Source organism: Clostridia bacterium, assembly GCA_024653205.1.
In the GTDB taxonomy this organism is placed as follows: domain Bacteria; phylum Bacillota; class DSM-521; order Neomoorellales; family SLTJ01; genus JANLFO01.
The window spans coordinates 1-13,539 of record JANLFO010000017.1; the positions used below are offsets into that span (position 1 = coordinate 1).

Consider the following 13,539-nt stretch of genomic DNA (forward strand, 5'->3'; position numbering starts at 1 on the left):
CGGCCGCAGCGGCGCGGCGCCATGGACGGCGCCTGCGCCGGGAGCCCGCCGGAGCCCGTGGCCCGAGCCCTAGTTCGGTCGGCGAAGCGACCGGTACGAGGGGGAACCGGGCCTGCCGCCGGCGACCCGGGACTGTAGGGCGGTTGGGGTTGACAGGCACCCCGAATTGGCGGCAATATAGAATGGTCTGGGGTAGAAGTCGGGCCCGGCAGACGCCGGGCCCGGCGAGTCCGTACCCGGCAAAGGAGGGAAGCGGTCCGGCTCGCCCCGGCGGGCGGGGCAGGCCTGGATGACAAGCGGCGATGAAGGTTCTAATCTCTACCGAGCAACTCGCCCGGCGGGTGGAGGAACTGGCGCGCCAGATTGAGGCGGATTACCGCGGCCGGGAGCTGCTGGTGGTGGGCATTCTCAAGGGCTCGGTGGTGTTTCTGGCCGATCTCATCCGGCACCTGAACCTGCCTCTGGAAGTGGACTTCATGGCCGTGGCCAGCTACGGCTCGGCCACCACCAGTTCCGGGGTGGTAAGGGTGTTGAAGGATCTGGAAGGGCCGGTGCTCGGCCGCCACCTCCTGCTGGTAGAGGATATCGTGGACACGGGCCTGACCCTCCGCTACCTGCGGGATCTGCTGATCGGGCGGGGCCCGGCCACCCTCCGCACCTGCGTTTTGCTGGACAAGCGGGAGCAGCGCCGGGTGGAGGTAGCGGTGGAATACTGCGGCTTTGTCATCCCCAGCCTTTTCGTGGTGGGATACGGCCTGGACTACGCGGAGAAGTACCGGCATCTGCCCTACATTGCCGTGCTGGACTCGGAGGTAAACTCCCGGGAGGAATCCCGCCCTTAAAGGCGAACTACACTGCGGAAGGCAAGCCTTAAACGGCCGGGCAACCCGCCCGAGGGGAATGGACGGCGGGCAGGGTGAACCCGGGTGGACCCAGGCAGGGGAGAGGGAGAGATGGGCGTTGAAGGTGCGAACGCGGGAAACGGTGGTGCTGCTGGATTTTGGTGCCCAGTATAACCAGCTTATTGCCCGACGGGTTCGGGAGTGCCGGGTCTTCTGCGAGGTGCTCCCCTATAACACTTCCTGGGAAGAGATCGCCCAGCGCCAGCCGCGGGGCCTTATTTTTTCCGGGGGACCGGCCAGTGTGTACCGGCCGGATGCTCCGCGCTGCGACCCGCGGGTTTTCCAAAGCGGTCTCCCCATCCTGGGAATCTGTTACGGGATGCAGTTGATGACCCAGGAGTTGGGCGGGCAGGTTTCCCCCGCCCCCGGCCGGGAATTCGGACGGGCCCGGCTTAAGGTGCTGGTTCCGGACGATCCCTTGTTTTCCGGCCTGCCCGAGGAGCAGGAGGTGTGGATGAGCCACGGTGACCAGATCCACTCTCCTCCCCCGGGGTTCATCGTCACGGCCAGCACCGAATACGCGCCGGTGGCGGCCATGAGCCACCCCGAACGCCGCTGGTACGGGCTGCAGTTTCACCCCGAGGTGAAGCATACCCCCCTGGGCACGGAGATACTCAGGCGGTTTCTTTACGACGTCTGCGGCTGTCAGGGTACCTGGACCATGCGCTCCTTCATCGAGGAGCAGGTGAAGCAGATCCGGACGGCCGTGGGCGACGGCCGGGTGATTTGCGCCCTGAGCGGCGGGGTAGACTCCACGGTAGCGGCGGTGCTGGTGCACCGGGCGGTGGGGGACCGGCTGACCTGCGTGTTCGTGGATCACGGTCTTCTGCGCCAGGGCGAGGGCGAGGCGGTTTACCGCCGGCTCACCGCCCGGGGCCTAAAGGTGGTCTACGTACAGGCGGCGGAGCGCTTCCTTTCCAAGCTGGCCGGAGTTGCCGATCCCGAAACCAAGCGGCGCATAATCGGCCACGAGTTCATCCGGGTCTTCGAGGAGGAGGCGCGTAAGCTGGGGCGGGTGGACTACCTGGTGCAGGGAACCCTCTACCCGGACGTGATCGAATCCGGCACGGGAGCGGCGGCCCTCATCAAGAGCCACCACAACGTGGGCGGCCTGCCCCCGGACATGGAGCTCAAGCTCATCGAGCCCCTGCGCCTGCTATTCAAGGACGAGGTGCGCCAGGTGGGGCTGGAGCTGGGGTTGCCGGAAGAGGCGGTGTGGCGCCACCCCTTCCCCGGACCGGGCCTGGCGGTGCGCATCCTGGGCGAGGTAACTCAGGAGAAGCTGGAAATCCTGCGGCGGGCCGATGCCATCGTGATCGAAGAGATCCGGCGGGCCGGGCTGTACCGGCAGCTGTGGCAGGCCTTCGCCGTGCTGCCTTCGATCCGCAGCGTGGGGGTCATGGGCGACGAGCGCACCTACGCCTACCCCGTTATCCTTCGGGCGGTCACCAGCGAGGATGCCATGACCGCCGACTGGGCCCGCCTTCCCTATGAGGTACTGGAGAGGATCGCCTCCCGGGTGGTGAACGAAGTGCCCCATGTGAACCGGGTGGTCTACGATATAACCTCCAAACCGCCGGCCACCATTGAGTGGGAGTGAGGAGGCCGATCATGCCGAGCCCGGCCAAGGTAGCCCTAATCGTGGGCAGTCCCAACGACCTGCCCAAAGTACGGGCGGCCACCGAGGTGCTGGCCGAACTGGAAGTCGGCTACGAGGTGGTGGTGGCCAGCGCCCACCGCACCCCGGAGAAAGCGGCCGTCTTTGCTTCTGGCGCTGCCGAGCAGGGCATAGAGGTGATAATCGCCGGTGCGGGTCTGGCCGCCCACCTGCCCGGGGTGATCGCCGCCCGCACCACCCTGCCGGTGATCGGCGTGCCCTTAAGCGGGGGCAGCCTCGGGGGGCTGGATGCCTTGCTGTCGGTAGTGCAGATGCCTTCCGGCGTTCCGGTGGCCACGGTGGGCATCGACGCCTTTAAGAATGCCGCCCTGTTGGCCGCCTCCATCCTGGCCCTGAAAGACCGGGAACTCGCGGACCGCCTGCGGGATTACCGGCGGCGGACGGCGGAGAACGCGGAAGCGGAGGCGGAGCGCAAGATTCGGGAACTGTGGGGGGCTGAATCGTGATCTCCCGCTATACCTTGCCGGAGATGGGCCGGATATGGTCGGACAAGAACAAGTTCGACCTCTGGCTCACCATCGAGATTTACGCCTGCGAGGCGCAGGCCGAACTGGGTAACATTCCCCGGGAAGCCCTGGAGGAAATCAAGGCCCGGGCCGGGTACGAGATCGAGCGCGTGGCGGCTCTGGAGGAGACCACCCGGCACGATGTGCTGGCCTTCCTCACCGCGGTGGCGGAAAAGGTGGGCGAGGCCTCCAAGTACATCCACCTGGGCATGACCTCTTCCGATCTCCTGGATACCACCCTGGCGGTGCAGATGCGCCAGGCGGCGGATCTTATTCTGGCCAAGCTTCGTCGGCTGCGGGAAGTGGTGGCGGACCTGGCCCGCAAGCACAAGTACACGCCCATGATCGGCCGCACCCACGGTATTCACGCCGAGCCCGTAACCTTCGGCTTCAAGCTGGCCCTGTGGGTAAAGGAGATCGAGCGGCACATGGGGCGGCTGGAGAGGGCCAGGGAAGAAATCAGCGTGGGCAAGATCTCCGGAGCGGTAGGCACCTTTGCCCACGTGGACCCGCGGGTGGAAGCCTACGTGTGCGAAAAGCTGAGGCTCAAACCCGCCCCGGTTTCCAGCCAGATCATCCAGCGGGACCGTCACGCCCACTACCTGTGCGTGCTGGCCGGCATCGCCAGCTCCCTGGAGAAGTTTGCCACCGAGATCCGCAACCTCCAGCGCACCGACATCCTGGAGGTGGAGGAGCCATTCGCCAAGGGGCAGAAGGGGTCCTCGGCCATGCCCCACAAGCGGAACCCCATCCTCTGCGAGCGGGTGGCCGGGCTGGCCCGGGTGGTGCGGGCCAACGCCCTGGCGGGGCTGGAGAACGTGGCCCTGTGGCACGAGCGCGACCTGACCCATTCCTCGGTGGAACGGGTGATCATCCCGGACAGCACCATCCTGCTGGACTACATGCTGGCCAAGTTCATCCCCATCCTGGAGAACCTCCGGGTATATCCCGGGCGCATGCGGGCCAATCTGGACCGGACCGGCGGTCTCATCTACTCCCAGCGGCTGCTCCTGGCCCTGGTGGGCAAGGGAGTGGTCCGGGAGGAGGCCTACGCCTGGGTGCAGCGCCAGGCCATGCGCGCCTGGGAAGAAGGGCTCAACTTCCGGGAGCTGGTGGCCGCCGACCCGGACATCGGCCGCCACCTTACCCGGGAGGAACTGGACCAGCTTTTCGATTACGGCTATTACCTGCGCCGGATTGACGAGATTTTCGCCCGGGCGGGGCTATAGGGCCGGTGACCGGGGGGAAGGAGGCAGATATGGCAATCAAGGGCGAGCTGCTCTACGAGGGCAAGGCCAAGAAGATCTACCGCACCGAGGACCCCGACCTCTTCTGGATGGAGTTCAAAGACGATGCCACCGCCTTCGACGGCACCAAGAGGGCGGTCATCGCCGGCAAGGGGTACTACAACGCCCAGATCAGCGCCTTCTTCTTCCGCCTGCTGGCGCAAAAGGGCGTGCCCTCGCACTTCGTGGAAATGGCCGGGGAAAGGGAGATGCTGGTGCGGGCCGGGGAGATCATCCCGGTGGAGGTAATAGTGCGCAACCTTGCCGCCGGGAGCATGTCGCAGAGGCTGGGGGTGGAGGAAGGCACGGAGCTCAGGCAGCCGGTGCTGGAGTTCTGCTACAAGTCCGACCCCCTGCACGACCCCCAGGTGAACGAATACCACATCCTGGCCCTGGGCTGGGCCACCGCCGAAGAAGTGGCGGCCATGAAGGAGCAGGCCCTCGAGGTCAACCGGGTGCTTTCCGCCTTCCTGCGCGAGGTGGGCATTATCCTGGTGGACTTCAAGCTGGAGTTCGCCCGTCACCGGGGCGGGGTGCTGCTGGCGGACGAGATTTCCCCGGACACCTGCCGCTTCTGGGACGCGCAGACGCGGGACCGGCTGGACAAGGACCGCTTCCGCCGGGACCTGGGCGACCTGGTGGAGGGCTACGCCGAGGTCTGGCGGCGCCTGCAGCGGCGCTAGGGTTGGGTCGACATCCGGCCAGTTGCCGGTCATTTGGTATTAGGGGCATAAGGATCAACGTTGTAGGGCGGTTCCGGGTCTCCCCTGAGTACATTGGCACCTCGCCGGGCGCCGAACTTGGCGAGAGCGAGCACGGAGGCGGGCCGGAGGCCACGGACGGCCGAAGCGGCGGGGCGCCACGGACGGCGCCTCCGCCGGGTGCCCGCCGGAGCGCGAAGCTCGAGCCCCAGCTTGGCCGGCGAGGTGACGGTACGAACGGGGAGCACCCGGAACCGCCCGAAGAGAACCAGGATCCGCCAGAAACGGAAAGAGTGGGTGAAAATGTACCTGGTCAAAGTGCAGATCATGCTCAAGCCGGGCGTGCTCGATCCCCAGGGAAACACCGTGCGCGAGGCCCTGCACAGCCTGAACTACTCCGGGGTGGAAGAGGTGCGCCTGGGCAAGTACCTGGAGATCCGGCTGGCGGCGGACGGCGAGGAGGCGGCCCGGGAGCAGGTGGAAGAGATGTGCCGCCGTCTCCTGGCCAACCCGGTAATCGAGGAGTACCGGCTGCTGGAAGTGTCCGCGACAGGGGGCCGGTAAGGTGCGCTTCGGAGTAGTGGTCTTCCCCGGCTCCAACTGTGACGCCGACGTCTATCACGTACTGGGGCAGGTGCTGGGCCAGGAGGCAGCCTACGTGTGGCACCGGGAGGAGAGGCTCTCCGGCTTCGACTGCGTGGTGCTGCCGGGCGGGTTTTCCTACGGCGACTACCTGCGCACGGGCGCCATCGCCCGCTTCTCGCCGGTAATGCAGGCGGTAACCGAGTTCGCCGAACAGGGCGGGCTGGTGCTGGGCATCTGCAACGGCTTCCAGATTCTCCTGGAGGCGGGCCTCCTGCCCGGAGCCATGCGGGTGAACAAGACCGTGCAGTTCATCTGCCGGGACGTCTGGGTGCGGGTGGAGAACGCCGGCACTCCTTACACGTGTCTCGCCCGACCGGGACAGGTGCTGCGGCTGCCCATCGCCCACAAGGAGGGCAACTACTACTGCGACCCCCAAACCCTGGGGGAGCTGGAGGCCAACGGGCAGATAGCGTTCCGCTACTGCGAGCCCTCGGGGGGGATTACCGAGGAGGCCAACCCCAACGGCTCCCTGGCCAACATCGCCGGCATTGTCAACCGCCGGGGCAACGTACTGGGCCTCATGCCCCATCCCGAGCGCTGCGCCGAAGCGGTGCTGGGCAACCGGGACGGGCTGGTTATCTGGCAGTCAATCCTGGAGTGGTGGAAGAGCGGCAAGGCCCCGGCCGTGTGAGCCGGGCCGGCGTTCATCACCGGAATAGGCGTCGGTGGCCCTGGTTGCTCCGAGTACCTAAAGCGTGCCGGGTACCGAACTTGGTGAGAGCGAGCGTGCAGGCGGGCCGGAGGCCACGGATGGCCGAAGCGGCGGGGCGCCACGGACGGCGCCTCCGCCGGGTGCCCGCCGGAACGCGAAGCTCGAACCCTAGTTGGGTCGGCTAAGCGACCGGTACGAGGGGGAATCAGGGCCACCGTAAGCGCCCGGCAGGATGAAACTAGCTAGCAGGAGAATGCCTCGTTTGGAGGTCAGTGCAGGTGGCTACTCAAGGAGCTCCGTGGCGCGAAATGGCTCTTAGCGACGAAGAGTACGAGCGGATCTGTCAGCTTCTGGGCCGGGAGCCCACCTACGTGGAACTGGGCATGTTCGCGGTCATGTGGTCGGAGCACTGCGGCTACAAGAACTCGCGGCCGGTGTTGCGCCAGTTTCCCACCCGGGCGCCCTGGGTCCTCCAGGGGCCGGGGGAGAACGCCGGGGTGGTGGATATCGGCGACGGCCTGGCCGTGGCCTTCAAAATGGAGAGCCATAACCATCCCTCGGCGGTAGAGCCCTTCCAGGGCGCGGCCACCGGGGTGGGAGGCATTGTGCGCGACATCTTCGCCATGGGCGCGCGGCCCATAGCCCTGCTGGATTCTCTGCGGTTCGGCGAGCTTGCCTCCCCCCGCAACCGCTACCTGTTCAGCGGCGTGGTGGCCGGCATTGCCTGGTACGGCAACTGCATCGGCGTGCCCACCGTGGGCGGCGAAGTCTACTTCGACGAATCGTACTCCGGCAATCCCCTGGTGAACGTCATGTGCGTGGGCCTGCTCCCCCGGGAGCACCTGCAGCGGGGAGCGGCCGCCGGTCCGGGCAACGCGGTGATGCTGGTGGGAGCGCGCACCGGCCGGGACGGCATCCACGGCGCTACCTTTGCCTCTGAGGAGCTGAGCGAGGCCTCGGAGCAGCGCCGGCCCTCGGTGCAGGTGGGCGACCCCTTCAAGGAGAAGCTGCTCATCGAGGCCTGCCTGGAGCTGGTGCAGCGGGATCTCCTGGTGGGCATCCAGGACCTGGGAGCGGCCGGTATCACCGGCGCCACCTCGGAGACCGCCGGCCGCGCGGGTACGGGCATGGAGCTGGACCTGGACCGGGTGCTGTTGCGGGAAACCGGTATGACGCCGTACGAGATCATGATTTCCGAGTCGCAGGAGCGGATGCTGGTGGTGCCCCGGCCGGGGCGGGAGGCAGAAGTGCGGGCGGTGCTGGAGAAGTGGGGCCTGGAGGCCAGCGTCATCGGCCGGGTCACGAACGACGGCATCCTGCGGGTGCGCCACCGGGGTGAGACGGTGGCCGAGGTGCCGGTGTCCGCGCTCATCGACGAGTGCCCCGTGTACTACCCGCCCTCGCGGGTGCCCGACTACCTCGTAGAACTCTGGGAGCGGGAGGCCGGGCCGGTTCCCGAACCCCGCGACTACCGGGAGGTTTTCGCCCGGCTGCTGTCCCGTCCCACCATTGCCAGTAAGCAGTGGGTATACCGGCAGTACGACCACATGGTGCAGATCAACACCGTGGTACCCCCCGGGCTGGGCGCGGCCGTGCTGCGGGTAAAGGGCACCTGCAAAGGCCTTGCGCTCACTACCGACGGTAACGGCCGCTACTGCTACCTGGACCCCTACCGCGGCGGGGCTATTGCCGTGGCCGAGGCGGCGCGCAACGCGGCCTGCGTGGGCGCCAGGCCCCTGGCCATAACCGATTGCCTCAACTTCGGCAATCCCCAGAAGCCGGAGGTCTTCTGGCAGTTCACCCAGGCGGTGACCGGCATGGCCGAAGCCTGCCGGATCCTGGGCATACCGGTGGTCAGCGGGAACGTAAGCTTCTATAACGAGAGCAAGGCCGACGGCACCGCCGTGTATCCCACGCCGGTGGTGGGCCTGGTGGGCCTGCTGGAGGACGTGGAAAGGCGGGTGGTGCCGGGCTGGCGTATGGAGGGAGAGGTAGTGGCCCTGGTGGGCCCGCCGGCGGGAGAGCTTAACGCCAGCGAATACCTCTGGGTGTGCCACCGCCGGCTGGGGCTGTCGGCGCCGCAAGTGGATCTGGAGCTGGAATCCCGCCTCGTCCGCTTCCTGCTGGAGGCCGCGGCTTCCGGATTGCTATCGTCTGCCCACGATTGCTCCGAAGGAGGGCTGGCCGTGACCCTGGCCGAGTGCTGCCTGGCCGCCGGTCTGGGGGCCGCGGTGGATCTGGCCCCGGACGACCGGCCCGACGTGCTGCTCTTCGGCGAGAGCCAGGGCCGGGTGGTGATTTCCTTCCCCGAGGAAAAGCGGCAGAGGGTAGAAGAACTGGCGGCCTCCCTGAACCTGCCCCTGGCGGTGCTGGGTCGTACCGGCGGTGCAGGCCTGGAGGTGAGGATCGGCGGCCGCACCTGCCTGGGGGTTTCCGTAGACGAGATGGAGCGGTGGTGGCGGGGAGGTCTGGTCAGGGCGCTTACGGCGTAGTACAATGCAGGTGGCGACCGGGAAAGCGAGGAACCGTCTCATGCATCTGTTTGAGGACAAACCGCGGGAAGAGTGCGGGCTCTTCGGCATTTACGCTCCCGGGCAGGAGGTGGCGCGTCTCACCTTTTTCGGCCTTTTTGCCCTGCAGCACCGGGGAGAGGAGAGCGCGGGCATTGCCGTGGCCGACGGCCGGGAGGTGAGCCACTACAAGAACCTGGGGCTGGTCACCGAGGTGTTTAGCGACGAATTGCTGGCCCGCTACCAGGGGCACGCGGCGGTGGGACACGTCCGCTATTCTACCATGGGTTCTTCTACCGTGGTCAACGCCCAGCCCCTGGTTTTCCGGTACTTTCACGGCACGGTGGCCCTGGCCCACAACGGCAGCCTCACCAATGCCCTGGCGCTGCGGCAGATGCTGGCGGCCACGGGCTCGGTCTTTCAGTCCACTACCGACAGCGAGATAATTGTCAACCTCCTGGCCCGCTACGGTCAGAGTCCGCTGGAAGAGGCCTTGATGAAGTGCCTCATCGATCTCAAAGGCGCCTACTCGCTGTTGCTCATGACCGAGGATAAGCTGATCGGCCTCCGGGATCCCCACGGCATCCGTCCCCTGTGCCTGGGAGAGATCGCCGGCGGATACGTCCTGGCCTCGGAGTCCTGCGCCCTGGACACGGTGGGAGCCAGGATGGTGCGGGAGCTGGAGCCGGGAGAAATCGTTATAATCGACCGGGACGGCCTGCGCAGCATAAAGTCTCTGGCCGCACCCGAGCCGGCGTTTTGCATTTTCGAGTTCGTATATTTTGCCCGGCCGGACAGCGTGCTCTGCGGCCGCACCGTGAACCTGGTACGCTGGGAGATGGGCCGGCAGCTCGCGCGGGAGGCGGCGGCGGAGGCCGACATAGTCATGCCGGTCCCGGATTCGGGCACCGCCGCCGCCCTGGGCTACGCCGAGGCCAGCGGCGTCCCCTTTCAGCAGGCCCTGATCAAGAACCGCTACGTGGGCCGGACCTTCATCCAGCCCTCCCAGTCCCTGCGCGACCTGGGGGTTAGGCTCAAGCTCAACCCCCTGCCGCAGGTGCTGACCGGCAAGAGCGTGGTCCTGGTGGACGATTCTATCGTGAGAGGCACCACCAGCCGGGCCATTGTGCAGATGCTTCGGGGAGCAGGGGCCAGGGAAGTCCATTTCCGGGTGAGCTCGCCGCCCGTACTCTATCCCTGCTTCTACGGCATCGACACCTCCAACCGGGGAGAGTTGATCGCCGCCAGCCACGAGATTGAGGAGATCCGGCGCTACATTGGTGCCGACACCCTCCATTACCTGAGCCTGGAAGGCCTGCTGGCGGCGGTGGGGGGGCAGCAGGGGTTCTGTACCGCCTGCTTCAGCGGTTCGTATCCCACCCCCATTCCTAACGGCGAGGAAGGCTCGAAGGACATCCTGGAACGGGCGACGGGTTCGTGGTAAGAGGGAGCGGGCGCGGCCCGGCCGTCGGGGGGTGGAGTGGTGGAGGGCCCGGAAGTTGTGGGGCTGGGGTCCCTTAACCTGGACCGGTTTTACCGTGTCTCCGATCCCCGCCTGCTGGTAGAAGCGGGATGGCCGGTGGTGCCGGGCGGAGAAGTTTTCCTGCCCGACGATAAGATGCCGGAGCTGGAGGAATTCCTGCGGCGGCACGGCGAGTATCTGGGCGCCAGCGGCGGAGGTTCCGCGGCCAATACCCTGTACGCCCTCGCGCGCCTGGGGTTTCGCTCTGCCCTCCTGGGGGTGGTGGGCGAGGACGAGACCGGCGACTGCCTGCGGCGTACCCTTGCCCCCGTTGACACGCGGGGAATCAGAACCGTTGCCGGCCGCAGCGGTACGGCCTTCATCCTGCTGGACGAGGCCGGGGATAGGACCATCCTGGTTTTTCCCCAGGCCAACGCCCGCGTGGCCGAGGCCGGTCTAGACCGGGAATTGCCGGGCCTGGGGCCGGGCGGGGGTTACCGGCCGCGCTTCCTGCACCTCTCCTCCTTTGTCTGCGCCGAGGCCCGGGCGGTCCAGGAACGGATGGTGGCCTCCCTGCCGGCCGGGGTAGAGGTGAGCCTGGACCCCGGAGAAATCTACGCCCGGGAAGGCCCGGCCGCCCTGGAAAGACTGCTCCGGCGCTCCCGGATAGTCTTTCTCACCCGGGCCGAGCTCGAGCTGCTCTTCCCGAGGGAACGCAGCGCGGTCGCGGCGCGAAGGCTCCTGGACCTGGGCCCGGAAGTGGTAGTGGTGAAGCGCGGAGCCCGGGGATCGGCAGTTTTTGCCGCCGAGCAGGAAATAGAGGTGCCGGCGGTGCCGGTCAGGGCGCTGGACACCACCGGTGCCGGGGACGTATACGATGCCGGCTTTCTGGCCGGGCTGCTGCTGGGACTTCCCTTGGAGGCCTGCGGCCGCCTGGCCTCGGCGGCGGCGGCGCAGAGCATCACCGGCCGGGGGCGGGAGGCCTACCCGGACGTGAGTTTCCTGCGCCGCTGGCTGGCCGGGGAAGGAGTGGGTTAGGCTTGCTGGATCTGGGCTGGTTTTCCACCGGCCGCGACCGGGCGGCGGCGGACCTTCTGGAGGTGGTGGCCGGCGAGATCGAGTCCGGCCGGCTGGCCTGCCGCCTGCGCTACGTATTCTGCAACCGGGCGCCGGGGGAAAGCCCGCCTAGCGACGCCTTCCAGGCCCTGGTACACCGCCTGGGACTTCCCCTGCTTACCCTGAGTTCCCGTGCCTTTGCCCCGGAGTTGTGGGACGAGGGCCGCCGTGAGCCCGAGGCGCGGCGGCGCTGGCGTCTGGCCTACGACCGCGAGGTGGAGCGTCTGATCGCTCCCTTTTCCTGCCCGGTGGTGGTGCTGGCCGGCTACATGCTGGTCCTGGGGGAGGAGCTGTGCCGGAGTCATCACTTCCTCAACCTCCACCCCGCCATGCCGGGCGGCCCGGTGGGCACCTGGCAGGAGGTGATCTGGGAGCTTCTCCTGACCCGGGCGGAGGAGGCCGGCGCCATGATGCATCTGGTCACGCCCGAGCTTGACCGGGGCCCGGCGGTGAGCTACTTCTCCTTCTCCCTCCGCGGCCCCGAGTGGGACGGGCTCTGGCGGGAATGGGAAGCGGACGAGGAGCGTACCCGGGCCTGGCTTGCCGTCCACGGTCGCGGGGCCACGCCGGGGCCGGAAGAGAGACTCTTCTGGGCGGTGCGGGAGCACCAGACCCGGCGGGAACTGCCCCTGCTGGTCCTCACGCTGGATTCCCTTGCCCGGGGAGAAGTGCGGCTGGAGAACGGCCGGGTGCTGGATCGCGGCGGCCGGGAACTCGCGCGGGGACGCTGCCTCAACCGGGAAGTGGAGGCCTGGCTGGCGCAGAGGGCTCCGACGGCGAGGCCCGAGCCGTAGCGCGGCCAGTATGAGGGCAAAACCGGGAGTGGCCCGGGGGTAAACTCAGGCGGCGGAACCGGGCGGGAAGTTCGCAGTAGGTGAAACCAGGAGGTGAAACCGGTGCCTAAATGGTGGCTGGCCACGGATTGCGAAGGCCCCCTTGCCCTGAACGACAACGCCTTTGAGCTCTGTACCGCCTACCTTCCCGCCGGGGAGCGGATTTTCAGGGTCCTGAGCCGGTACGACGACTACCTGGTAGAGGTGGAGCGGCGGGCCGGTCACCCCGCGGGTTCCACCCTGCGGTGGGTGGCCCCGTTTCTCAGGGCCTTCGGCCTCACCGAGGCCAGGGCCCGGGACTTTGCCGCCCGCACCCTGCTCTTCCTGCCCGAGGTGCCGCCCGTCCTCCGGGCGGTCAAGGACTTGCTGCCGGCCTTCGTGATCAGCACCAGCTATCGCCCTTACATAGAGGCCCTCTGCGACCGAGTCGGGCTTCCCGCCGACTGCACCTTTTCCACCCCCTTCCCTCTGGACGCCCACTCCCTGGCGCCTGGGGAGGCGGAGCGGCTTGCCGCCCTGGCCGCGGACCTGGCCGGGCTCTCTCCGCCGGAGTGGCCGGAGGGGGCGGCCGGGCCGGAGGACCTCGAGCCGGAGCACCGGGCAACCATCCGGGTGCTGGCGCGGGCCGTGGCCGAGCTGGAGGGACTTTCCCTTGCGCCCCTGCTGCGGGCGGTTGCGGTGGTGGGCGGGCCGGCCAAGGCCCGGGCACTGCGCGAGGCGGCGCAGCGCCTCTCCGCCTTGGTAGGCGAAGCCCTGTACCTGGGAGACAGCATCACCGACGCGGAGGCGCTCTCCCTGGTGCGGACGGCCGGTGGGGTGGCGGTGGCCTTCAACGGCAACCGTTACGCCCTGGCGGCGGCGGAAATAGCCGTTCTTTCCCCTCACGCCGGCCCCATCCTGGCCCTGGCCGCCGTGCACGCCCGGGGCGGGCCCCAGGCGGTGCGGGATCTGGTGGCCTCCTGGCCGGAAGCGGCCCGGGATCGAAATTTCGCTCCCGGGTGGAAACCGGAATACGCCCGGGCGGAAATGCTGTTTGTAGAGGAGCAGGATTTTGAAACCCTGGTAGCCCGCAGCGAAGCCGTGCGCCGCCGGGTGCGGGGCGAGGCCGTGGGCAGCCTGGGCTGAGCCCATTGGGTCTCTATCCCAGCTCGGGCCGGCTGTCCTGGTTTCCGCGAGTACCTAAAGCGTGCCGGGTACCGAACTCCGCCAACCCCAGTTCGGTCGGCTAAGCGACCGGTACGAGGGGGA

The 13,539-nt window shown here is 67.7% G+C and carries 12 protein-coding genes; all 12 read left to right on the forward strand.

All coding sequences use genetic code 11. The features are described 5' to 3' along the window. Nucleotides 1–302: 302 nt before the first annotated feature. The 12 genes from hpt (at nucleotide 303) to NUV99_08880 (ending at nucleotide 13,416) form a co-directional block, all read left to right on the forward strand. Complete coding sequence (gene hpt / locus NUV99_08825) at nucleotides 303–842, forward strand: hypoxanthine phosphoribosyltransferase (GenBank protein MCR4420207.1); 540 nt, start codon at nucleotides 303–305, stop codon at nucleotides 840–842. A 118-nt stretch (nucleotides 843–960) separates the two neighbouring features. Beyond that, entirely contained in the window at nucleotides 961–2,502 is a 1,542-nt protein-coding gene (guaA, locus tag NUV99_08830; protein MCR4420208.1) for a glutamine-hydrolyzing GMP synthase, read from the forward strand. Nucleotides 2,503–2,513: 11 nt separating this feature from the next. Continuing rightward, a complete protein-coding gene (purE, locus tag NUV99_08835) occupies nucleotides 2,514–3,026 on the forward strand; it encodes a 5-(carboxyamino)imidazole ribonucleotide mutase (protein ID MCR4420209.1) in 513 nt (170 codons plus the stop codon). Further along, nucleotides 3,023–4,315 carry an adenylosuccinate lyase gene (purB, locus tag NUV99_08840; GenBank protein ID MCR4420210.1) on the forward strand — a complete coding sequence of 431 codons (1,293 nt, stop codon included), beginning with the start codon at nucleotides 3,023–3,025 and terminating at the stop codon, nucleotides 4,313–4,315. The genes purE and purB overlap by 4 nt, the downstream gene beginning before the upstream one ends. Nucleotides 4,316–4,344: 29 nt before the next feature. Next, nucleotides 4,345–5,055, forward strand: coding sequence for a phosphoribosylaminoimidazolesuccinocarboxamide synthase (locus tag NUV99_08845; GenBank protein MCR4420211.1), 711 nt, complete (start codon nucleotides 4,345–4,347; stop codon nucleotides 5,053–5,055). 321 nt (nucleotides 5,056–5,376) lie between these two features. After that, nucleotides 5,377–5,637, forward strand: a complete 261-nt coding sequence (purS, locus tag NUV99_08850) for a phosphoribosylformylglycinamidine synthase subunit PurS (protein ID MCR4420212.1) — start codon at nucleotides 5,377–5,379, stop codon at nucleotides 5,635–5,637. A gap of 1 nt (nucleotide 5,638) precedes the next feature. Beyond that, complete coding sequence (gene purQ / locus NUV99_08855) at nucleotides 5,639–6,349, forward strand: phosphoribosylformylglycinamidine synthase subunit PurQ (GenBank protein ID MCR4420213.1); 711 nt, start codon at nucleotides 5,639–5,641, stop codon at nucleotides 6,347–6,349. A 329-nt stretch (nucleotides 6,350–6,678) separates the two neighbouring features. Then, entirely contained in the window at nucleotides 6,679–8,862 is a 2,184-nt protein-coding gene (gene purL / locus NUV99_08860; protein ID MCR4420214.1) for a phosphoribosylformylglycinamidine synthase subunit PurL, read from the forward strand. Nucleotides 8,863–8,902: 40 nt separating this feature from the next. Then, nucleotides 8,903–10,324, forward strand: a complete 1,422-nt coding sequence (gene purF, locus NUV99_08865) for an amidophosphoribosyltransferase (GenBank protein MCR4420215.1) — start codon at nucleotides 8,903–8,905, stop codon at nucleotides 10,322–10,324. Nucleotides 10,325–10,363: 39 nt separating this feature from the next. Continuing rightward, a complete protein-coding gene (locus NUV99_08870) occupies nucleotides 10,364–11,380 on the forward strand; it encodes a carbohydrate kinase family protein (GenBank protein MCR4420216.1) in 1,017 nt (338 codons plus the stop codon). Nucleotides 11,381–11,382: 2 nt separating this feature from the next. Further along, entirely contained in the window at nucleotides 11,383–12,252 is an 870-nt protein-coding gene (locus NUV99_08875) for a formyl transferase (GenBank protein MCR4420217.1), read from the forward strand. Between the two features lie 102 nt (nucleotides 12,253–12,354). Beyond that, nucleotides 12,355–13,416 carry a hypothetical protein gene (locus NUV99_08880; protein MCR4420218.1) on the forward strand — a complete coding sequence of 354 codons (1,062 nt, stop codon included), beginning with the start codon at nucleotides 12,355–12,357 and terminating at the stop codon, nucleotides 13,414–13,416. Nucleotides 13,417–13,539 lie beyond the last annotated feature (123 nt).